The organism is Nitrosospira multiformis, assembly GCF_900111585.1.
GTDB lineage: Bacteria > Pseudomonadota > Gammaproteobacteria > Burkholderiales > Nitrosomonadaceae > Nitrosospira > Nitrosospira multiformis_B.
Genome location: NZ_FOHI01000013.1, coordinates 1 through 21,203 on the forward strand (window position 1 = coordinate 1; position 21,203 = coordinate 21,203).

Sequence of the window (21,203 nt, forward strand, 5' to 3'; positions counted from 1 at the left end):
AACGCTAAAGCAGCTATCACTACCTTGGAAAGATTATTCATTGTTGTATCTCCTTATTATAATCACTGCGTTTTATTAGAAGTTGTTACGTTCGAGCCGCTATAGGCCTTGCCCGTTTTCCATGTCTTTCAAGTCTGAAAAAGCACACTATAGCTTTATATTCTAAGCAAAATATGTGCCAATTATTGTTTTCTCGCCAAAACACTAGCTTATGTGGCTAACCCTGTTTTCCAGGGGCGCGAGTGTAATAAATTTCGACAAATAGTGGGTATATCTGGTCATGCCGTGACCAAAGCAGAAAGAACAAACTGCGGGCTTCCTTCAAAATCTCATATTTATCGTGCCATAAAACCGATGCGGAGATAGACGGCAAGCAGGAGATGTAGCCAGCCCCCCACAGTTTCGCAAGATGGCTCCATTTAGTGACTGTTGCCAGGTTTACCGCCTGGATGGGGCGATGTTCGTGCGGCTCAACAAGGTCATCCGTGTTCAGCAAATATCGAAAACTTGGCCAATATCGACTATATCGGGTCCGCGAATAACAATAGCAACATCCTGCCCGGCGCGCCGCGTATTTATCGCTTGACGGTGGTTGCCAATTTTTAGACTAATAAGCTCGACCAAATATTCCTCTCCCCAACCCCTCTCCCACAGGTGGGAGAGGGAGCGGGAAGAGAGGGAGTGGCAACCTGAATGGTGAGGATAGGATGAAGGCGTCCAGATTCAGGACGCAGCTCCATCCGGGTTACCAGCATGAAACTGTTTGACTGCATCCTATTTCTTCCTCTCCCATGTTTCCTCTCCGGAGCAGGAGGGGGATAAAGCAAAAAGATCAGAAGGGAAGAGAGATCAAAAAGTAGATTTAGGCCGATAAGAATTTAAGCTACGCTGCCAGCACTTCGGCGGCGCACGATCATACCTATCAGTCCCAACCCCGCGAGCAGCATGGCGTAGGACTCTGGCTCCGGTATTATGCTCGGGCTTCCGAGGGATGCGGTAGTATTGAAGCTGAGCGATCCGCTGCCGGGACCAGCGGCAAAGATGCCGAGAACCAGAGTTCCTGATTGCGAATCAGGAGAATTTTCGTAGTACGAACTCAGGGAAAACGACGCGTTGGAATTAGAATTAAAATTTCCGTTTTCGTTAGAGCCACTAAAATATGCGGAAGCATAGACCGAGGCTGAAGTGGAATTCCAATAATCGAACGTTTCTCCCCCCATTATATTTAGGGTATAGGGTATCGTTACAGTAAGCACCCCGGGACCATCGAAAGAAAAATTTTCACTTCGACTTCCAGAGGATGAAGCGCTTGGATTGTCCCAGTATGGATATCCGTTATCGCCTCCCATGGATTGTGCATTTGCCGAAAAATTTAGCGGCGAAGCTGATGCATTGGCAAATGTGGTCGCTGTTGCCTGCGCATTTGCGGCTAAAGTAGATGTCCAGTCGTAGATCGACCTTGTATTGTATTCACTTCCCTCACCCGGAACGTACGCGGATGAGCTTAAGCTGGTGTATTCGTCGGAAAACGTTACAGTAGGCACGTTGCCATCTACGCCTGTGACCGAAACCTGGAGTTGACTCCAGTCGAGTGAGGCAGCAGCTGTTCCATCTGCAGCGTACGCAGACTGAGCAAGTGCGAAACCGGTTGAGCAACTTATTAATATAAGACCGCATCTAATCGAGTTCATGATAACCCCCTTGAATATGAAGAGACAGATGCGTCTGCATCTGCTTCAGCCGGATAGCTGAAGCAAAACTATAAGGGGCAGGTTCCCGATTTTTCCGTACAGTTGTGAACTGACAAGAAGGCTAAATAGGCGTACGCTGATAGCCGCGTCTTTTGGGCTTTTAACCACCCTTTATTGCAAAAGACGAAGCGCCTGTTCACAGTGTACTTATTCCTGAGCTTGAGCAAAGGCTCAGACGGCCGAGATAGTCAAGACAGGTGGATGGATTGTCGCAGGCACTTGTCTTATGGGAAACGCACTAACAGCATCGCGTCACTTTGCCATTGCCACCATACCTTGCTTCCTGGCGCTCACGGAAGAATTCCTCGTATGACATGACGGGCCGGTCGGGATGCGCATGGTGCATGTGTGCGACGTAAGTGCTGTATTCGGGCATGCCTACCATCAGCCGCATGCCCTTCCCGAGATAACGCAATCCACTCACAATTCTGGTTAACATCGTTTGCCCCTCCTGGATAATTTTTCCGAAATTTTCCCGAAATCACCTTCACGTTCTATCATTACGTCCTCGATACGACTTCAACCGGCAATAACTCGAATGGCGCTTCCCTGGCGGTAGGAGTGCCGAGCGCGCGAGCGCGCAAGGCCGTGCGGATGCCGAATGCCAGCATGCTGATGAGCACCAGCATGAACAATGCCGCCAACGACGCGTTGATGTAATCGTTGAAAATCACTTGCTGCATCTGCCCGATGGATTTGGCTGGCGCAAGCACCGTGCCTTCCGTGACGGCTTCCTTGTATTTGTTTGCATGCGCCAGAAAACCGATGCGTGGATTGGCATCGAATATCTTCTGCCAGGCGGCGGTTAGGGTGCAGACAAAAACCCAGATGGCAGGAAGAATTGTCACCCACGCGAAACGATCCTGCTTCATCTTGAACAGGACACAACTGCACAATACCAAGGCAATGCCTGCCAGCATCTGGTTGGAGATGCCAAATAGCGGCCACAGGGTATTGATGCCACCCAGAGGATCAACCACTCCTTGATAGAGAAAGTAACCCCAACCCGCAACACAGACAGAAGTGGCAATCAGATTGGCGGTTATGGAATCGGTGCGCTTCATGAAAGGAATGAATGAGCCCAGCAGATCCTGCAGCATGAAGCGTCCGGCGCGGGTACCCGCATCGACCGCGGTGAGGATGAAAAGCGCCTCGAACAGAATGGCGAAGTGGTACCAGAAGGCCATCATCGTCTGCCCGCCCAGCACATCGGAGAGAATTTGCGCCATACCCACCGCCAGGGTGGGCGCGCCGCCAGTGCGGGAAATGACGGTATGCTCCCCCACATCCCGTGCCGTTTGCGTGATCATCTCGGGCGTGACATGGAAACCCCATTGAGATATGGTTTGGGCTGCCGATTCCGCTGTGGTTCCGATGATTGCTGACGGGCTGTTCATGGCGAAGTAAACCCCAGGCTCGATGGTGGAGGCGGCGACCAGCGCCATGATGGCGACAAACGATTCCATCAGCATGGCGCCATACCCAATGAAGCGGGCATCGCGCTCATTGCGGATCATCTTGGGCGTGGTCCCGGAGGATATGAGGGAATGAAAGCCGGATATTGCTCCGCACGCTACCGTAATGAACAGGAAGGGAAACAGACTGCCTGACCAGACCGGCCCGGAGCCGTCCACGAACTGTGTCAATGCCGGCATCTTCAGCTCTGGTGAGATGATGAGGACGCCGATTGCCAAACTGACTACGGTACCAATTTTGAGGAATGTCGAGAGATAATCACGCGGCGCCAGCAACAGCCATACCGGCATCACGGAGGCAATGAATCCGTAGCCGATCAGAAGCCATGTGAGCTGCTCCCCTGTCAGCGTGAACAGCGCGGCGAGCGAGGGAATCTCCTGCACATACTGGCCGCCGACAATCGAGAGTATCAACAGCACAAAGCCGATCAGTGACACTTCGACAATGGAACCGGGGCGTATGTAGCGTGCATAAACTCCCATGAAGAGCGCAATGGGAATGGTGGCGGCGACGGTAAAGGTTCCCCAGGGCGATTCCGCCAGCGCCTTGACCACGATCAGGGCGAGCACCGCAAGGAGAACCAGCATGATAAAGAATGTGCCGAAGAGAGCGATCATGCCCGGCAACTGCCCCATCTCGGACTTGATGAGATCGCCGAGCGAGCGACCATCGCGCCGGGTGGAAATGAACAGCACGATGAAGTCCTGCACTGCGCCGGCGAGCACCACGCCTGCGAGGAGCCAGAGCATGCTGGGCAGATAGCCCATCTGCGCAGCCAATATCGGTCCGACCAGAGGGCCAGCACCGGCAATGGCGGCGAAATGATGGCCGAACAGCACGTATTTGTTGGTTGGCACATAATCCAGCCCGTCGTTGTGCTTATAAGCCGGTGTCATGCGAGTGGGGTCGAGCCCGAGCACTTTACTGGCGATGAACCGGCTGTAGAAGCGGTAGCCGATAGTGAAGACACAGACTGTCGCGACGACGATCCAGAGGGCGCCGACCGGTTCGCCACGATTCAGGGCGACGACTGCCAACGCGAACGCACCAGTGGCGGCAAATGCAAACCAGCCGAATTTGCGGATAAAAGTATTCATTTTTTTCCCGATTTCCGAATCCTGAGTGAAGAAATTGAAGCTGATACCGCGCTATGCATTTCCCGAGATCGCGATCTGCTCGAAGAATGGGGGTTTACGCGCAGGTTGGAACCCTATCCTGGAATGTCCATAGGAAACTAAAACAATATCGGGCTAGCGGAATGGACGACTCAGAAAAGGGGAACCGGCAAGTCCGAAGCGCCAGGGGACATCCTTTGCTTTGGAAATCCCTATACGAGGGCCTGTTACAACTGGAACAGGATCAAGGGGAGGGGTAAGCTGAAACGGAGGAGTATCGATGGGCATTCCGCTATGCTCGTGTGTGATGCCCAGCGCCTGGCATACCCGGCCGGGGCCGGAACACAGAAGTCTCTCATCGCTCAGCCCTCGCCGCTTACGCATGATATCCAGGCCGGCAAGCGGTTCGAGCGCGCGAATCAATACGCCAGCTCCATGTCCTGCGGGACGGCAGACAAAATTCAGACACCAGTGAATGCCATACGAGCGATAGATGTAGGCATGGCAGGGAGGACCGAACATCACCTGGTTACGCCTGGTAGGACCCGAAAAGCTGTGCGAGGCGGGATCATCGTGATCATACGCTTCTGTCTCTACGATCCGTCCGCCAACTCCGTTTATAAGCAAGGTGGCGCCTATGAGGGAGCGCGCAACGTCAACGGAAGAGGTTGAAAAATCGATAGATGGCTGAATCATGCTCATGGCACAGATTTTATACAGAGCGCCTCAAAAAACCAACTGCCTGCGCCTTGCAGTGACTTGCTATGCCGGGCCTTACCCTATATGGCTGTTTGCTGCTTTATTCTGCTGCTTCATTCAATAAGCAGATAGGATATTTATCCTGCCAGGTTTTCGGTAGACCTTTTGAAGATTAAACTTAAACTGAATGTTGATTGACGAAACTTCAAGAAAGAAAAGGGAGGGGGAAATACCCGCGTCCGTGCTCATGATTGCCGCAACCTTGCTTTTTGCCACCATGAGCATGTGTGTCAAACTTGCTTCGGCAGAATATGGTACGGGTGAAATGGTGTTTTATCGAGGCCTCATTGGAGCAATGATCGTGTCTATGCTAGCGCGAAGGCGTGGCATCACGCTTCGCACCTCCGTTCCGGCGTTGCATTTGTGGCGAAGTCTGACGGGTGTGTGCGCACTGGGGCTCTGGTTTTACGCCATAGAAGCGTTGCCACTTTCTACCGCCGTAACACTGAATTATACGGCTCCCATCTGGATGGCTGTCCTGCTCATCGGCGGCTCAGTTTTTCTGAAGCGGGGACGAGCCGATACGCGGCTGATCGGTCCAGTTTTTGCCGGGTTCGCGGGCGCCATCTGTATTCTTCGGCCTGCGATCCAGAATGATCAGACATGGGGGGGAGTCGTAGGCCTGTTCTCCGGCCTGCTCACGGCAATGGCATACCTCCAGGTGGCTGCACTCGGCAGAGCAGGTGAGCCGGATACGCGCGTCGTATTTTTTTTCTCCATTGCCAGCATGGGAGGGGGAGCCCTGGTAACATTCCTTGGGGATGGATGGCATGCTCACACGCTGCATGGCTTGGGGTTGCTGCTGGCCGTGGGCTTGCTTGCGACATTGGCGCAGTTACTGCTTACCCGCGCCTATGCCATCGGAAAACTGCTCGTCAATGGCAGCCTTCAATACCTCGGCATTGCCTGGTCCTACCTGTATGGGGTATTGCTATTCGGCGACCGGATTACCGGCGTGTCACTGCTTGGGATGGGACTGATCGCGCTGGCGGGAATTGCGGCCACAGCATTACGTGAACCCCTTGCTTCTCCTGGCGAAATGGAAACGCCAGAAAGACTTTGAAACGGATATTGAAAGGGATTCTGAATGGGCAGGCAGACTCATGGACGGGGGCACTGCCAAGGATGGGGCTGAAAGAAGGAGTTGCCGCGGTAAACGTTCAATAACCGCGGCAACATTCCTCGATCAGTTCGGTCCGATCGGTCCACCTTGTTCATACTTCGGATCCTTCAGAGGTCTTCCCTCTTTGTCCACGGGGAAGTTCGGGACATGGCCTTCCGGACTGGGTGAGCGTGGATCCTTGGCGCGATCCACTCTTTTCTCCTGGTCTACATAACCTGAATCCATCGGTTCTTCAAGGGTGTCGTATGGAGCCGGCCCTCCGGTAGGTCCTTTTTGCGAACCTTGTCCGGTGTAACCGCTTTGACCACCAGAACTTCCTTGGCCAGAACTCGCCCCGGTACCTTGTTGAGCATACGCCACACCTGCAATGCTGAAAACCACTGCGCCCGTCAGCGCCAATATCGACGCCAGTCCTCGGTTAATTGATGTCGAAGATGATTTCATAGTTATTCCTTCTTGTCGATCCAGCGATATTGCTGTGTCTGAAAGATTACGTAGCACGCACTCGCAGGTCAGTGCGGTAACACACGAAGCTGCCCTTTGGGGTGCAATCCGGTTTCGGATCCATCCCTGGAGGGAGATATATTACCTCGCTATTATTAAAAGCCCTGCGCAAATACTGCAATACTGCATCAGCTTCGAAAAAGACGAGCGCGGTGGCCAGTCCCGGTGATTTTGTTAATAATGTCGAATTTCTCATGGTCATCCTCTTGTTAAAGTAGCAAAATTGCGGTAATTCAGATAAGGTCTTCTTCGTAATTGTTCAGTACGTTCTCACGCGCATACTGATGGGTGCGGCTGGGTCGGCTCCAGGCTTATCCATGCCATTACAGTTTTCAGCCCATTGACAGCAAATACCATTCCTCAATATTGCCTCCTGATTGTCCTGATGAGCGCCCCCGCTGCCTGGGCGCAGGCGCTTATTCTCGATACAACGGATAGTCCCAAAATCAAAAGCCAGGATGGCAATTTTGAAATGGTTTTCGGCGCACGGGCTCATCTCGATGTACATGCCTTCGATAACGATAAAGCCCATTCCTCCTATCCACCGTTCGGGAGCCAGATACCCGGCAGCTTTCCCGATAGCGGCTTTAACTTCCGGCGGGGGTATACGGACGTAACAGGTAAGATCTATGATCTGGGTTTCAAATTCCAGAACGACTTTGCCGCCGGCACTTTTCCCGGCAGTCTGCGGGAGGCCTGGGTTTCGGCAAAGCTTGGCCCGGGTTTGTTGACGGTCGGACAGTTCAAGGCTTATCGTGGCATGGAGGAATTGACAAGTTCAAATGAAGTTACCATGATGGAGCGTCCTTCGACTTCATCCACGGGCATTTACAGCGGACGGCAATGGCTGATGGGGGTGGGTTACAAGGGAATCTTCCGCGAGCAGATCGGTTACGCTGCGGATATCATGAGTTTGACGCATACCGGTATGCCCATTTCAGGCTCGAGCTATGGAGGGCGCTTGTTCTGGGTACCATTTGCGAACGAAGGTAACATTCTTCACTTCGGATTCTCCTATAGTTTGGATACCTCCAGTAGCGAGTCCCTTGCAGCAAAGTTTGTGGATATTTACGGCGGCCGTCGCGGAATTACTAAATCTCTCGGGGTTGCTGGCAAAAGTTCGGGTTTATCCGGCCATAGCAGCCAATCGACCTTTGGCCTGGAGGCCGCGTATGCGCTCGGGCCGGTGACCTTGCAGGGGGAGTACGTGAATTCGACGCTCGACGATACGCATCTTGTATCAGGCAAGCAAAAAGATTCGACGATACAATCCTATTACGTGCAGGGGAGCTGGTTTGTGACCGGCGAGAAAACCGTTTACCGGAAAGAGCGCGGGGCTTTGGGCAAACCAAAGCCCAAAGGAAAATGGGGCGCTCTCGAACTTGCCATACGCTACGATTTCGCTGAAAACCTGGCTCAGAGCCTGATCGCTGACCCCTGTGGCACCGGAACTTCGAAATGCCAGGTAGAGGTCATTACATTGGGCGCCAACTGGTATGTTCGCCAGGGTTTGCGCTTCATGCTCAATTATTATCTGACGGAAGCCTCAATCGGGAACAGCGGTCCGGGCACACCCAACCGGAAGGACAGTCCGTCCGTAATTTCATTTCGTACGCAGTTGAGTTTTTGACCAGCAGAAGTTTTGAGTCGGGGCTCGCGGCTTCGAACGAGCATACTGCCGGAGCCCTGTAAATCTTCACGAGGCTTGTCCGGGGGATGAACCCTCTACATTCCTTGCCAGCCTCGCTGGAGCGCGATGGAGCGCCTAAGGGGCCTACATGGGGGGTCTACATGCGCTCGATATATTCACCGCTATCGGTATTGACCTTGATTCTTTCCCCCTGCAGGACGAATGGCGGGACCATGACTACCAGTCCCGTTTCCGTCGTGGCCGGTTTGTAGGAACTGGTGGCGGTGGCGCCTTTCAGGTTGGGTTCGGTGTCGGTGATGGTGAGCACCACGCTGGCAGGAAGTTGCACGCCGATCGCCCGATCGTTGTGGAAGTTGACTTGGATATCCGTATTCGGCAGCAGATACTCGTACTGGCCTTCGAGGAAATCACGCGACAAGCTCAACTGCTCATAGTTTTCCTTATCCATGAAGATATAATTGTCGCCTTCCTGGTAGAGAAAGGTCATTTCCCGCGGCTCGACGAAAGCACGCTCCACCTTGTCCTCGGTTCGGATACGCTGGTTGGTCTTTGTACCTGCTTCGATATCTTTCATTTCCACCTGCATGAAAGCCCCGCCGCGGCCGCCAACATGGACGTGGTAACATTTCAGTACGCGCCAGATTCGCTTGTCCCATTCAATCAGATTACCGACGCGAATTTCGGTAGCAAGAACTTTAGCCATATTTTTTGGTGATTTCCTTTGAATCAAGAAGCGCGCATCTTACTACAAAAAACCCCCGATAATTCTCCCCCGGTTGAGTTTTCAGCAGGCTGCCGCCGCTGCCCCCGGTTGGCCGGATTTCTGGATGAGGTAAAAGCGCGCCACCCCGATTATTATGCCCGGCCAGTGCCTGCTTTTGGCGATCCCAAGCCCAGGCTTCTGATCATCGGCCTAGCGCCGGGAATGCACGGCGCGAACCGAACAGGAAGGCCTTTTACAGGCGATTTTGCCGGTGTTCTCCTGTATGGAACGCTCTTCAAGTTCGATTTTGCCAACCATGCAGGCTCTGCTTCCATCAATGACAATTTGGAATTGATGCAATGCCGCATCACCAATGCGGTCAAATGTCTTCCGCCGGAGAACAAGCCGGAGGCAAGCGAGATCAGGCAGTGCAATAGCTATCTCGCACATGAGATTTCGGCCTTTGCTGAAGGAGGCGGTAGCGCGCTGCTGGCTCTTGGCGCCGTTGCTCATCAGGCTGTGCTGATGGCATTGGGGCTCAAGCCGAAGGCCCATGCCTTCCGTCATGGCGCCGTTCATGCGCTTGCCGGAAACTTCGGGTCTGATGACTTGAAACGCACCGGGTTGACTCTATATGACAGCTATCATTGCAGTCGTTACAATACTCAGACCCATCGCCTGACTATAGAAATGTTCGAAGAGGTGTTTGCAAAAATCCGCTCCGACCTGGTTTCATAGCGGACGTCACAGCGGAAAACTGGAGATCAACCATGCCCTATGTCAATATCCGTATTGCCGGCTCGCTCAGTCGCGAGCAGAAGAAACAGATTGCTCAGGAAATAACCGATACACTGGAGCGCATCGCTCATAAGCCCAAGTCCTATACGTATATCGCTTTCGATGAAATGCCTCATGAAAGCTGGGCCATTGCAGGCACCCTGTTGGGTGAGGAGGACTGATCGCCTTGCAGGCAGAACCGGCTTTCGATGCCAAGGCGTTTTGTGCTGGCCTTCCATCCCAGCCTGGAGTCTATCGCATGATGAACTCAGCTGGGCAGGTAATTTATGTCGGCAAGGCGATTGATCTCAAGAAGCGTGTTTCTTCCTATTTTCAGAAGAATGGCCTGGCTCCCCGCACGCAACTCATGGTCTCCCAGATCGCGGGAATCGAGACCACTGTTACGCGATCTGAAGCAGAGGCCCTGTTACTCGAAAACAATTTAATAAAGAGCCTAAATCCTCGCTATAACATCCTGTTCAGGGATGATAAATCATATCCCTATGTAATCTTGAGCGGGCACAGGTTTCCCCGACTTGGATTTCATCGCGGTCCGCTCGACAAGAAACACCATTATTTTGGTCCCTTCCCGAATGCGGGAATGGTACGAGAGAGCATCCAGTTGCTGCAAAAGGTATTCCGGATTCGCACTTGCGAAGACAGTGTTTTCAGTAATCGTACACGCCCCTGCCTGCTCTACCAGATCAAACGCTGTAGCGGACCCTGCGTCGATCTGGTCAGCGAAGAAGCCTACGCGGAAGACGCAAGGGATGCGGAGCTTTTTCTCCAGGGCAAGCAAACGGAGGTTTTGAAAAGCATTACGGGAAAAATGCACGACGCTGCCGATGCACAGGAATACGAGCAAGCAGCGCTGTTTCGCGACCAGATTCAGTCTCTGCGAAAGATTTGCGAAAAGCAATTCGTGGATAGCGGGCGAGCGCTGGACGCCGATATCGTGGCCTGCGTGGCAGAGAACAACGGCGGTGGCCGGGTGTGCGTCAACCTTGCCATGGTCAGGGGAGGACGCCATCTCGGGGACAAGAGTTTTTTTCCGCAAAACGCGGAAGGATATGATCTCGCCGCGGTGGTGGAAGCATTCCTGGCCCAGCACTACCTCAATCGCAGCGTTCCGGACCTGATCATCGTGGGAGAGAGAGTTCCGCGGGAATCTCTCCAGGCTCTGCTCACGCAGCAGGCTGACCATAAAGTGATCATCAATGTGAATCCGATAGGCAGCAGGCGCGTGTGGCTGGATATGGCGACAGAAAACGCCACCCTTGCGCTGGAACAAATGCTGAGCCGCCAGGCGAGCCAGGAGGAGCGGCTGCAAGCCTTGCAGCAGGCTCTGGATATGACCGGGTTGAGCCGGATTGAATGTTTCGATATCAGTCATACAATGGGTGAAGCGACCATCGCTTCCTGCGTGGTTTATGACAACTTCGCCATGCGTAATAGCGAGTACCGCCGCTACAATATTACTGATATCACACCGGGAGATGATTATGCCGCTATGCGCGATGTTCTCTCACGGCGCTACCATAAAATTGCGGAAGGTGAGGGCAATCTACCCGACCTGATCCTGATCGACGGGGGAAGAGGGCAGATTAACGCTGCTCACGAGGTCATGGTAGAGCTGGGGTTGAACGATGCCAACCTGGTAGGCGTGGCAAAAGGCGAGGAGCGCAAGCCGGGACTGGAGCAATTGGTTTTCCCAGGGGTGAAAAAACCACTACAATTATCAAAGGATCATTCCGGATTGCATCTCATCCAGCAGATTCGGGATGAAGCGCATCGCTTTGCAATTTACGGCCATCGCGCAAAACTTGGCAAGGCCCGCGTCAGTTCAAGTCTGGAGCAGATCGCCGGTATCGGCGCCAAGCGCCGGCAAAGTCTGCTGGCAAGGTTTGGCGGCCTGAAAGGGGTGCGCACTGCGAGCATCGAAGAATTGCAGCAAGCTGACGGCATCAGCCGCGCGCTGGCAGAGAAAATTTACAGGGAACTGCATTGAATCTTATCCAGCCTGCAGGCTCAGTGGCCTACAGCGGGACGCTTTCCAGATTCGTTTTTTAATGGCATATTCCCGACCCTTATGCCTTTTAATCTGCCCAACGTACTTACTTGGCTGCGCATCGTGGCGATTCCGCTGTTCGTGGGTATATTCTATTTTCCCTCGACCTGGTTATCGCACGCCGACCAGAACCTGATCGCAACCATTATCTTTACTGGCGCCGCCATTACCGATTGGCTGGACGGTTATCTTGCGCGCGTGCTGCGGCAGACCTCGGCCTTCGGTGCGTTCCTCGACCCCGTTGCTGACAAGCTCATGGTCGCTGCCGCGCTCATCGTGTTGGTTTACCTGAGCAGGCTGGATGCGCTGATCGCTTTCATCATCATAGGGCGGGAAATCACTATTTCGGCCTTGCGCGAATGGATGGCCCAGATCGGCAAAGGCAAGAGCGTGGCTGTTTCCTTTCTGGGAAAATTGAAAACCGTATCGCAAATGGCGGCCATTCCGCTGCTGCTATATGACGAAAAAATAGATGAAAGCTTCGATCCACATGAGATAGGCACCTGGCTGATCTATCTTGCGGCAATACTGACGTTGTGGTCGATGGCCTATTATCTCAAGATCGCGATTCCGCAGGTGGTAAAGCACGGCTGAGCAAGCCGGGGCAAAGGAAGGAGAAAAAATGCAATCACTGTACAATCCGGACATCTACCCCGATGAGATTCGGGAAATGATATGCGAGTCGGGAGAAACGGGAATCGGGATTGCCAACCGGTGGATGACAGGATGGCCGAAGAGAGTGGTGAAACTGCTGGTCGAGGATATGTACGAGGGCGCGTTTCAGTATCAGCTCTTGCAGGAACAGGATGTGATGGCAAGAGCATCAAACCTGAGTCATCTCGCGCCGATGGAAATCATCGTGATGTCGGGCCTGAATCCGGAGCCACCAGAGGTGTAGACACTCCGAAGGTGCAGATAGATGGGGGGAGGAATTGTGCATGATGTTTGTTCCACAGGTGCAGGAAGTTTGACTGGCAAAAATAAGAGCTGACCCGGCGATAGGAGTATTTGTTTCTCCATCTATCCGGCGTTGAATCCAGATTACCTTCTCAAAGCCGTCATTTCCCTACGCAACACTTTCCACATGCAATATTCGCTCAAGTCTTTTTCCACATGCAATATTCGCTCAAGTCTTTTTACCTTTAGGTAGATACCTTTGAGGGTTACTTTCTTGACAAAGATAGCGCCGCCCTTATAATGGCAGGCTGTTTTTCGCGGGAATAGCTCAGTGGTAGAGCACAACCTTGCCAAGGTTGGGGTCGCGAGTTCGAGCCTCGTTTCCCGCTCCAGTTACTGGGAAAATGGATCATTGCCGTGGTCTCTATCGGATTTGACTTGAGGGACTCAGGCTAAAAATATCCGTTTTCCCTTTTTGCTTTTTGTTCTCGCACCCCAATGGTGCCAAAGTAGCAATACAGTCGCCGTAGGTCTAGTAAGGCGGGGTGGCAGAGTGGTTATGCAGCGGCCTGCAAAGCCGTGGACGCCGGTTCGATTCCGACCCCCGCCTCCAGCATTCATGCGGTTCTTGATTGGTTCCGCGGTTATTTTTGCTATAGCGTATAGTAAATATATAGCAATCAGCCAAACGCCTTCTTCACCGCATCCTGTTTCAGCTGATCCGCGAAATGTGCATATCTCTTCGTGGACGCCAAAGATTTGTGCCGCAGTAGCTTCCCGGTAAGATATAAATCCACCCCATTCTGACCAACCATGATCCATAAGCATGTCTCAGATCATGGAACCTCAAATCATCCCTGCCTATCTCAGCAAGCGCTCTCCTGAAGTAACGCGAGATCATTCTGTGGCTGATCGCTATGGGTAGCATATTCGGTTTAAGAGCAAAGTTCTGAGGGATCGGCACAATCTCGATGCTGACTCCAGCCTTTTGTTCGAAAGCAAGCCACAGCCCATTTTTTATAGCATAGGTTTGCTATAAGCTTGAGCATCGAGAGTCTGCGATTGATTGTGCCTGGGGATAGTAACTTGCGGTGCTTCTTAGCGTACTCTTCGGCTACTAGATGAATCTCTGAAATGGCTCGTCAGCCAGCGCAAATGCTGATGACATATCCTCCGCTTCCGGTGCAACTACCGTAACAGGCTCGGTCTCTGTTGCAAATGGTAACGATACTTCAGCAGCGTCAGGTACCACCACCATTGTCGGATCATCGGCTACCACAAATGCAGATGATGTCTGCTCGGCAACTGGAACCGTAGAAGAGCCGGAGGTAATCGGCACGGTAGCGGTAACGAATGCTGACGATACATCTGCGGCAAGCGGCACAACCACTATCGTCGGTTCCGTTGCTTACCTGAATCGCAATGATGCTTCCAGCGCAGAAGGATTGGTCAATAACGGCACGCTTGTGGAATCCGCTCTCACAACCGGCACTGTTCAAGCCATTCGCATCAAGAAGCCTGGAATTCCGGTTAATACACCGGAGTGGCTTAGAAACATGATCGAGATACTGGTTGGCCGACGCAATAACAAGATCGAAATCCCAAAGCATGAAACGCTCACGTTTTCCTCCACCCCGACTCAGGCGGAATGCGAGGCGCTGTATGAGTACACCAACCGCGTCCGGTCGGCGTTGGATTCTTTAATCACGAGGTTCGACAGTTGAAAGAACAGCTTATCGCGATACTGCGAAGCAACATGGGTATGCCGCTTAATCCAGAATTGGCCGCGGATATTCTCCTTGCCGCAGATCAAATCCCCACTCTTGTTTCCTTCGATGTGCTGGACCGGATCAAGCCGGAACAGCACGGGGAGTTTACTTTTGCTCATGAGAAGCTTGAGGACATCCTCGAGGAGATGAGGCCACTTCACGAAATGCATTGGGCAGAGACTGGGAAACATAGGCATGGCATCGCATCGCATTCAATCCTGATTACGAAACCTTTTTTAGGTATGAGCGGGCCGGCCGTGCCTTGGTATTCACGCTGCGGAAGGATGGGCAGTTGCTCGGGAATTTCTCAGTATATGTGCATAACTCAATGCACAGTCAAACCTTGCTTTGTCGAGAGGATACCCTTTTCCTTTGTCCCGAGGCGCGCAAGGGACGGACAGCCGCAAGATTCATATCATATGCAGAAAACGCATTACGAGAAATTGGGGTTCGGGAAATTTCGGTATCAGTAAAAACAGTAAATAAAGCCGGGAGATTTTTCAGGATGATCGGCTATCGCCATGTAGAGGATGGGTTAACCAAATTATTGGGAGATAAATGATTGTTAATACACGGCAGGCTACGCCACACTCTGCCGTGATGAGATTAGAAAATATTTAAGATCATTTTCCAGATCCAGATTCTTTTGGAGGACCCTTTGGTTCGTGATCTTTTACCTGACGTACAGGTGGGGGCGGTGGAGGTGAGGGTGGCGACAGTTTATCTTTATTTGTCATCTTTCTTATTCCAAGGTTTTATCGTTTTAGGGTTAACAACTTCAACACCTTCGCGAATCTGTCGCGGAGGTGGAGGCGGGGGAGGTGGTTTGCTCTGAGAAGTTGGTTTTTTTGTTTCATTTGACATAGTCTGTCCTCGCGTTACAAACAATCTGCGTTTAGAGGGCTTCGCCGAGGCTCCCAAAAGAAAATACTAAAAATGTGCCAACAGTGCATATAGCTGTGATGATCAGCATACCATTTGTCTTATGAAGATAAACTGAACGAATATCATTACATACTGTATTTGCTGCGGAACAGCAAATGTAGTGAGTTCTCAGGTAATCGGTAAAGTGCTCTGCCGCTAACTGCTCACCGTTCTCGCATGTCTTATAGAATTCAATAAGAGATTGACGGTAATCTTCATTGACTTGAGCAGAAGGAAGAAATGAATAGGTGTGATTCCACCACGAACGAACGAAGTAGCAAATAGTCACCATTAATAACGCAAATGAAACAACAATCAGTACCCAGAATGAGTACATGAGGCCAGAAAAGGTGTGATATTTATAATTTTGTAGTAAAAAAGCCTGCGCTCCACACAATGTGACAATTAATGTCATAGGCATTTGAAGGCGAGCACTAAGTTTTTCACGCATGTCTATTTCGTGAAAGTACAGCCTCTCGTAGAGTTGAAAAAGCTCTTCTTTTGTTTTCATCACTGAAACGACCGTCTTGGCGGTTGGTTTTTGTTACTCTCAGCCCGCTGATTGCGGGCTTTTTTATGGAGAAAAAATGCGTGAAAAAATAGTTTTCTTTGTGGCTCGACTTCTCGGCGTATCAATCAAGCGCAGGGAAAAGCATCATGGATGTAAATGGCCCTCAGACAATCAAAGATTATTCTTGAGCCAATCAGAACATGGTTTATCAAAGCCTATCCAAGCCGCACCCGCACCTACTGGAATCTCTATCACAAGAAGCTCGTCATTAGAGTCGATAAACTGTGCAAGATAATTCACGATATCTATAGCTTTGGAATTGGAATTGACGAGCCAGGTGGAGTCCAAGCAGTGCCACCATACATCAAAGCCTTCAAGCGCCTTTATTAAATCAGTGTAACTTTGTCCTTTTTTATTTAAATCATAGCCAACCATATATGTCGCCATGGTTCCCTCTTGTTTAGGTTTTTTACAATTTTTATCCTTGGATAATTTCCTACGGCGTTCAAAACGAATTCTTTAACTACATAGCGACCTGAAGCATAACTAGTAGTTAAACGTCTCCCCTTATGAGTCTGATACAATTTGTCAGGCTCATCTGTGGGGGATTTTTATGCGCCGCCTATTTATTTGCACAATTATCGCCAATTGATCTGGTCCGCAAGACGCTTTGCGTCTGCCAGTCCTGAGAAGTCGCAGATTTAGACTATATTTGAGGAATGGCACCATAAGAGGCGGCTGCTATAGGGTGGAAAAAGTGAGGGTTTCCAAGCAGTCAAAATGCTAGGATTTTTAACACGAAGCGGGGGGCAATCATGGAATATAAATTTGGATCAACCACTTTTTCGCAGCTCATATGGCTAAAATCTGGATCTTTGTTTAAGAATCCGGCGCGGCTAGAGCTAGAAATGACCAATACGGGCTCCCTAGGTGTAGAGGTATGCAGAGAGGACGGCACCGTAGTGGGTAAAGCGCAAGTGACGAATGTGCATGGTTGGCAAACGTTTAATTTCGTATCTGGTGGTATGTTTGGGCCTGGTATTCCTAACGGGGACTATAAGATAAAGCTGACAAACTTGTCCGGGGGCAATCGCATACTTCGCTCAGGGACCCTATCGTACGACCAGAGACAATGAGGGATCGCTTTTGTTCTAAGCAAACACGGACAGCTCGACTAGCATCCCCTCTATATATTGCGGATACTCTATATATTGCGGATAAACTGATTCCTTAAACCCTACATGTGTTCACTCCGAAACCCGCTCCGGCGGGTTTTTTTATGCCTAAAAAAGGAGAAGTAAATGTTTGTTAAAAACCGAAATGACAGATGGAATAGATTGAGTGGCGATGTCAGTTTTATCAATCCCAATATCTGCTTCTGCGCACCTGACATACCTGATCCTGACCCGCAAGTGGGTGCCGCCATGAAGGCCAATGCCGACATATCTAAGGAAATGGCCCAGGTTGCACGAGATACGTTGGCTTGGAATAAGGAGCGCGCCGCGAAGCAAGATCCGCTGATCGAGAAGGTGGTGCAGCAGCAGATCGGTTCTGCGGACACGAATGCAGATCGAGCTACAGAACAATGGCAGCACTATCTTGATCTCTTCCAGCCAGTTGAAAAGCGCATGGTCGAGGAGGCAAATAACTTCGATTCCGCGGAACGCAAAGAGAGGATGGCGGCGGAAGCCGCAGCAGATACGACTCGCGCTCACCAAGCAATGCAGGATCAGCAGGCGCGAATGATGGGCAGACTGGGAATCAACCCCAATTCTGGCCGGTTTGCCGCGCTGAATAACGAGATGGGTTTGGCTCAAGCAAAAGATACTGCTGGCACGATAAATAAAGCTCGGCGCGATACTGAGATGCAAGGAATAGCGTTACGAACCGGGGCGGCATAGTTCGGGCGCGACATGCCAAATACAGGAATCGCTGCTGACTCATTGGTGCTAAGCGGGGGCGGCCAAGCGGTGGGTAATATGGGTCGAGGCGTTGATATGAATAATGCTGGCCTGAGTTCAGCCGCGCAGTGGTTTGGTGGCGCGCAGGCAGGAAATAGCTTAGCCATAGCCATCTCTAGTTAAGCGGTTTAAGTTTTCCGCTCGCCACTCTGCGAAAGTGGTGGGCCGATTCGTGCGGGTTCGCAGACCGGAACCAGGACCGGCGAGCCCGAAGGCTCCCCACACGAACCACCCATAGAAGGTGATTGCCATGCTACGGACGTAAAAAACCGCTCAAGATGGCGGTTCATCCGCCTAGTTCTTCGAGCTGCGACACCCGGCCTCTGAATTTGCAGAGGTAAAGGGAGATTAATCTAAAGGGAGGGAAGGGAGGGGAATGTCAAGGGAATAAAATAAGAGATGCTTGACGAGAGCGGTAGTTTTAAACTGATGAGTTCGGAGGTGATATGGAAAATATTAAAAAAAGTACGTTCGAGTTGTGCGTTGAGCTTATTAGGGCTCTTGCGTGGCCCGTTATTGCCGCAGCATTATTAATCTCCTTTTGGCAACCATTAAGAGAAACCGCCAATCTTCTTCCTTCAATCCTTCATCGTTCTGACGCGATCACGATCGCGGGACTTTCCCTGAAAGTAAGTCATGAGTTACGCCACGAAGCTCCTCCAGATGTTCAAGCTAAGCTCAGGAGACTTTCTCCATCTGGAATCGAAGCGTTGTTGAATCATGGGGAAAATACAAAAATGATATATGAAGGCAAATCGGAAGAAAAACGAGCTGAAGAAAGATGGGGTGAACTGGTAGCAAACGAACTAGCTTATAAGGAGTCTTATGATGATGGCGCGCGCTTCTTTGTGGCGTTAACGCCTGTCGGCGTAAAGGCACGCAGTTATCTAGTATCTATAATTTCAGAATTTATAAAGGGCCTTGCAGACGCTAGCGCGCAAGAAGCCGCAGCAAAGGACGAATAGAAAACCTGTCGAAATAAGGTAATGATCGGCCTCTCCGCATACCCCTTAGTCAGGCAATAAAAAACCCGCATGGTTAGCGGGTTCGAAGTTAATAATTCTCAGCTTATCTAAATACTTCTATCAGTGCTTCCGGAAAATGCAAGGAAAGTTTCCGCTAATTCACCAGACTGTTAAATGCGTATCGGATACAATTTGCGGATGAGCTAGCCCGAAACAAGCTGTCACAACAAAGACAGAATCTACAGTGACAGCTAACCTCAAAACGTTATGTATCCAAACAATCATGCCGCCACTTTGGTATGGAATCGCTGCACTGTGCATCTCTACCCTTGCGTTATTCATTGCAATCAAGAATTACCGGCGTAAGGCAGGTCTTCTCATTCGCGGTGGCTTTTCGATCGCGTCTGGCATAGATTGCAACGACAAGTACGTCAGTAACGTCCTACTGGAGAACTTAAAAGACCGTCCCGTTACAGTTTTCTCTATCTATCTCCGCATTGGCCATAACTACTATTTGGAAGTGGAGAACTTCGAGGAAACTCCACTCCTACTTAGGGCGTATGAGACGTATCAGAAGGAATACGGGCCGATTCAATTCTATGGCATCAATTTTAACCGGATGAACCTAAGCAGTCTGCTCGATGATGACAGCGTAAAGAAGCGGCTCGTGCTTTCCACGTCCGACGGTAAATACATAATTCCATCCGGCATCCCTAGGTGGAACCCTATATCTGATTTTTTTCGTAACCACATGACTGCCGTTGTTCGACCTGTCCATATTACTTATAACGGTAAGTACGTGGGGGAGAATATCAAATATGTTATTGAGATTTGCGGTGAAAATGAGGAAACAGAAGTTTTGCTCATCCACCCCAATGACTTTAACATCAAAAAATTCCGCAATTTTTCTCTTACTCGTGAGTCACTTGAAAGCGTCGCTTTGCTAAATGATCACCTAGAAGAACAAATAAGGAATGGCAGACTCATTTGCAAGAGTTTCAAAGTTCACGATGTAAATGAATGGCGGCAAAGAGTAACTGAGTTCTACACTGCCCAAACAATTGATGCGCGGTATTACGGACTCTTAAGGTACCATATCGTTGGACGATTATTAACCCTATACTCAGACCGAAAACTAAAGGCAGAGAATGCAAAACGACGCTTCCGTATACGGCCAGTAGCTAGCACTGCACTCACACCTAATGATACCGATGAATAATTCATATCATCTCCTACCACACTCGATCACCCCAACTTCTAAATCGAGCAACGTGCAAAGCAGACCAGCAGCTTTCAGCTAGGCTTCCAACATAGCCACTGTTCGCTCATGCATATGTCCAACGCATCATAAACTTTCCACCTGATCTCAATTACCACCGCATCCCTGCACTTCAAATAAAGCTGGGAATACAGCTGCGGCGAGTGTGATGGTTATTAAATGACAATGAAGTATAGTAAATATATAGCAATCAGGTAGCAAAATGGCCGTTTTAGTCGATCTTGGTCATTCGTAAGTTATTGAATATATGGATATTAAACAACCCTGCCACGCACTGCAAAGCCGTGGACGCCGGTTCGATTCCGACCCCCGCCTCCATTAAAATCAATAAGTTATAAAAATTCTGGATATAGGAATGGCGAAACGTTTCGCCAAGTTATTACTTCTGCGCCTTTGAGTATCCAGAATTAAGGATCGGGGAAACCTTTTCACCCACTCTTGACCGCACGTATTTTGCGGTCATTGACTCTGTAGTGTGTCCAAGCAGCTTCTTGGCATTTGCCATACTTTCCATATCGGAAGCGCTCTTTGCTCGCAAGTCGCGAAACTGGAACTGTTCATGTTTAATTCCAAGTTTCTCGGCTCTCTTCTCTGCTTTGTCCCTTGCGATCTTGAATTGACTGCGGAAATAGCCGAAGTGTTGACAGATAGGTTTGATATTGTACTAACGTACACCAGAGTATCAGTATGGGTATTCCGGCAGACATAAAAAGGCCCGGCGAAGGCCGGGCCAGGAGTGAGTTTGCCACAATCGCTTTCCTGTTTTGGGAGGGAGAAGCGAGTGAGTAGATTAACAATATGAGGAGAGTTTTACCGTTAAATACTTAACGTATGGAAATAAAAAGCTCTCCGAAGAGAGTAATTCATTAGAGGGCAGAGGAAACATCAGTCGCCGTCATCCGAATTACAGCGATTTAAACTGCTGCTTCCCCGCAATATTAAGATGGTAAAGGGAAGGCAATAGTTCAAG

The 21,203-nt window shown here is 50.6% G+C and carries 20 protein-coding genes and 2 tRNA genes; 13 read left to right on the top strand and 9 right to left on the bottom strand.

The window, feature by feature from the left end:
- Positions 1-878 precede the first annotated feature (878 nt).
- The 4 genes from BMW46_RS15635 to BMW46_RS14095 all read right to left on the bottom strand — a co-directional run bounded on the left by BMW46_RS15635 (position 879) and on the right by BMW46_RS14095 (position 5,038).
- Entirely contained in the window at positions 879-1,691 is an 813-nt protein-coding gene (locus BMW46_RS15635; protein ID WP_081355831.1) for a PEP-CTERM sorting domain-containing protein, read from the bottom strand.
- 298 nt (positions 1,692-1,989) lie between these two features.
- Positions 1,990-2,190 (bottom strand): YbdD/YjiX family protein, encoded by a 201-nt coding sequence (locus BMW46_RS14085; protein ID WP_074709295.1) that lies wholly within the window; start codon positions 2,188-2,190, stop codon positions 1,990-1,992.
- A 61-nt stretch (positions 2,191-2,251) separates the two neighbouring features.
- Positions 2,252-4,324 (bottom strand): carbon starvation CstA family protein, encoded by a 2,073-nt coding sequence (locus BMW46_RS14090; RefSeq protein WP_074709296.1) that lies wholly within the window; start codon positions 4,322-4,324, stop codon positions 2,252-2,254.
- A 153-nt stretch (positions 4,325-4,477) separates the two neighbouring features.
- Positions 4,478-5,038, bottom strand: a complete 561-nt coding sequence (locus tag BMW46_RS14095) for a DNA-3-methyladenine glycosylase (RefSeq protein ID WP_256377089.1) — start codon at positions 5,036-5,038, stop codon at positions 4,478-4,480.
- A 250-nt stretch (positions 5,039-5,288) separates the two neighbouring features.
- On the opposite strand from BMW46_RS14095, the gene BMW46_RS14100 reads away from it, so the two are divergent.
- Entirely contained in the window at positions 5,289-6,164 is an 876-nt protein-coding gene (locus BMW46_RS14100; protein ID WP_256377090.1) for a DMT family transporter, read from the top strand.
- Positions 6,165-6,287: 123 nt separating this feature from the next.
- On the opposite strand, the gene BMW46_RS14105 is transcribed toward BMW46_RS14100, so the two are convergent.
- On the bottom strand, positions 6,288-6,668 hold the full coding sequence (locus BMW46_RS14105; RefSeq protein WP_074709299.1) for a hypothetical protein: 381 nt from the start codon (positions 6,666-6,668) through the stop codon (positions 6,288-6,290).
- Between the two features lie 445 nt (positions 6,669-7,113).
- Between BMW46_RS14105 and BMW46_RS14110 the strand changes: the two genes are divergently transcribed.
- On the top strand, positions 7,114-8,358 hold the full coding sequence (locus tag BMW46_RS14110; protein ID WP_074709300.1) for an OprO/OprP family phosphate-selective porin: 1,245 nt from the start codon (positions 7,114-7,116) through the stop codon (positions 8,356-8,358).
- A 157-nt stretch (positions 8,359-8,515) separates the two neighbouring features.
- On the opposite strand, the gene efp is transcribed toward BMW46_RS14110, so the two are convergent.
- Entirely contained in the window at positions 8,516-9,082 is a 567-nt protein-coding gene (gene efp / locus BMW46_RS14115; protein WP_074709301.1) for an elongation factor P, read from the bottom strand.
- Between the two features lie 18 nt (positions 9,083-9,100).
- Between efp and BMW46_RS14120 the strand changes: the two genes are divergently transcribed.
- From BMW46_RS14120 to BMW46_RS14150, 7 genes are all read left to right on the top strand, one after another.
- On the top strand, positions 9,101-9,820 hold the full coding sequence (locus tag BMW46_RS14120; protein WP_081355832.1) for a uracil-DNA glycosylase: 720 nt from the start codon (positions 9,101-9,103) through the stop codon (positions 9,818-9,820).
- A 32-nt stretch (positions 9,821-9,852) separates the two neighbouring features.
- Positions 9,853-10,041, top strand: a complete 189-nt coding sequence (locus BMW46_RS14125; RefSeq protein ID WP_074709302.1) for a tautomerase family protein — start codon at positions 9,853-9,855, stop codon at positions 10,039-10,041.
- Between the two features lie 5 nt (positions 10,042-10,046).
- A complete protein-coding gene (uvrC, locus tag BMW46_RS14130; RefSeq protein ID WP_074709303.1) occupies positions 10,047-11,867 on the top strand; it encodes an excinuclease ABC subunit UvrC in 1,821 nt (606 codons plus the stop codon).
- Positions 11,868-11,948: 81 nt separating this feature from the next.
- The gene (gene pgsA, locus BMW46_RS14135; RefSeq protein WP_074709304.1) at positions 11,949-12,521 is read left to right on the top strand and encodes a CDP-diacylglycerol--glycerol-3-phosphate 3-phosphatidyltransferase; all 573 of its coding nucleotides are present in this window, start codon (positions 11,949-11,951) and stop codon (positions 12,519-12,521) included.
- A 28-nt stretch (positions 12,522-12,549) separates the two neighbouring features.
- Positions 12,550-12,825: a hypothetical protein gene (locus tag BMW46_RS14140; protein ID WP_074709305.1), complete on the top strand. Its 276-nt coding sequence runs from the start codon at positions 12,550-12,552 to the stop codon at positions 12,823-12,825.
- Positions 12,826-13,141: 316 nt separating this feature from the next.
- Positions 13,142-13,216, top strand: a tRNA-Gly gene (locus tag BMW46_RS14145).
- A 147-nt stretch (positions 13,217-13,363) separates the two neighbouring features.
- A tRNA-Cys gene (locus BMW46_RS14150) sits at positions 13,364-13,437 on the top strand.
- Between the two features lie 504 nt (positions 13,438-13,941).
- On the opposite strand, the gene BMW46_RS14160 is transcribed toward BMW46_RS14150, so the two are convergent.
- Positions 13,942-14,214, bottom strand: coding sequence for a hypothetical protein (locus BMW46_RS14160; RefSeq protein ID WP_074709307.1), 273 nt, complete (start codon positions 14,212-14,214; stop codon positions 13,942-13,944).
- A 55-nt stretch (positions 14,215-14,269) separates the two neighbouring features.
- Here BMW46_RS14160 and BMW46_RS14165 point away from each other — a divergent pair, with 55 nt between their 5' ends.
- Positions 14,270-14,548, top strand: coding sequence for a hypothetical protein (locus tag BMW46_RS14165; RefSeq protein WP_074709308.1), 279 nt, complete (start codon positions 14,270-14,272; stop codon positions 14,546-14,548).
- A gap of 940 nt (positions 14,549-15,488) precedes the next feature.
- Here BMW46_RS14165 and BMW46_RS14175 read toward each other — a convergent pair.
- Both BMW46_RS14175 and BMW46_RS14180 read right to left on the bottom strand, forming a co-directional pair.
- A complete protein-coding gene (locus BMW46_RS14175) occupies positions 15,489-15,968 on the bottom strand; it encodes a hypothetical protein (RefSeq protein WP_218141811.1) in 480 nt (159 codons plus the stop codon).
- A gap of 231 nt (positions 15,969-16,199) precedes the next feature.
- Complete coding sequence (locus tag BMW46_RS14180) at positions 16,200-16,475, bottom strand: SinR family protein (protein ID WP_074709311.1); 276 nt, start codon at positions 16,473-16,475, stop codon at positions 16,200-16,202.
- Between the two features lie 854 nt (positions 16,476-17,329).
- Here BMW46_RS14180 and BMW46_RS14190 point away from each other — a divergent pair.
- From BMW46_RS14190 to BMW46_RS14200, 3 genes are all read left to right on the top strand, one after another.
- Positions 17,330-17,929: a hypothetical protein gene (locus BMW46_RS14190; protein WP_074709313.1), complete on the top strand. Its 600-nt coding sequence runs from the start codon at positions 17,330-17,332 to the stop codon at positions 17,927-17,929.
- 506 nt (positions 17,930-18,435) lie between these two features.
- Positions 18,436-18,954 (top strand): hypothetical protein, encoded by a 519-nt coding sequence (locus BMW46_RS14195; protein WP_074709314.1) that lies wholly within the window; start codon positions 18,436-18,438, stop codon positions 18,952-18,954.
- Between the two features lie 244 nt (positions 18,955-19,198).
- On the top strand, positions 19,199-20,173 hold the full coding sequence (locus BMW46_RS14200; protein WP_143121485.1) for a hypothetical protein: 975 nt from the start codon (positions 19,199-19,201) through the stop codon (positions 20,171-20,173).
- The last annotated feature ends 1,030 nt before the right edge of the window (positions 20,174-21,203 follow it).

Excerpts from the sequence above, each read along its gene's own strand:
- BMW46_RS15635 (WP_081355831.1), bottom strand. The coding sequence starts at position 1,691 with ATGAACTCGATTAGATGCGGTCTTATATTAATAAGTTGCTCAACCGGT.
- BMW46_RS14085 (WP_074709295.1), bottom strand. The coding sequence starts at position 2,190 with ATGTTAACCAGAATTGTGAGTGGATTGCGTTATCTCGGGAAGGGCATG.
- BMW46_RS14090 (WP_074709296.1), bottom strand. The coding sequence starts at position 4,324 with ATGAATACTTTTATCCGCAAATTCGGCTGGTTTGCATTTGCCGCCACT.
- BMW46_RS14095 (WP_256377089.1), bottom strand. The coding sequence starts at position 5,038 with ATGATTCAGCCATCTATCGATTTTTCAACCTCTTCCGTTGACGTTGCG.
- BMW46_RS14100 (WP_256377090.1), top strand. The coding sequence starts at position 5,289 with ATGATTGCCGCAACCTTGCTTTTTGCCACCATGAGCATGTGTGTCAAA.
- BMW46_RS14105 (WP_074709299.1), bottom strand. The coding sequence starts at position 6,668 with ATGAAATCATCTTCGACATCAATTAACCGAGGACTGGCGTCGATATTG.
- BMW46_RS14110 (WP_074709300.1), top strand. The coding sequence starts at position 7,114 with ATGAGCGCCCCCGCTGCCTGGGCGCAGGCGCTTATTCTCGATACAACG.
- efp (WP_074709301.1), bottom strand. The coding sequence starts at position 9,082 with ATGGCTAAAGTTCTTGCTACCGAAATTCGCGTCGGTAATCTGATTGAA.
- BMW46_RS14125 (WP_074709302.1), top strand. The coding sequence starts at position 9,853 with ATGCCCTATGTCAATATCCGTATTGCCGGCTCGCTCAGTCGCGAGCAG.
- pgsA (WP_074709304.1), top strand. The coding sequence starts at position 11,949 with ATGCCTTTTAATCTGCCCAACGTACTTACTTGGCTGCGCATCGTGGCG.
- BMW46_RS14140 (WP_074709305.1), top strand. The coding sequence starts at position 12,550 with ATGCAATCACTGTACAATCCGGACATCTACCCCGATGAGATTCGGGAA.
- BMW46_RS14175 (WP_218141811.1), bottom strand. The coding sequence starts at position 15,968 with ATGCGTGAAAAACTTAGTGCTCGCCTTCAAATGCCTATGACATTAATT.
- BMW46_RS14180 (WP_074709311.1), bottom strand. The coding sequence starts at position 16,475 with ATGGCGACATATATGGTTGGCTATGATTTAAATAAAAAAGGACAAAGT.
- BMW46_RS14190 (WP_074709313.1), top strand. The coding sequence starts at position 17,330 with ATGTTTGTTAAAAACCGAAATGACAGATGGAATAGATTGAGTGGCGAT.
- BMW46_RS14195 (WP_074709314.1), top strand. The coding sequence starts at position 18,436 with ATGGAAAATATTAAAAAAAGTACGTTCGAGTTGTGCGTTGAGCTTATT.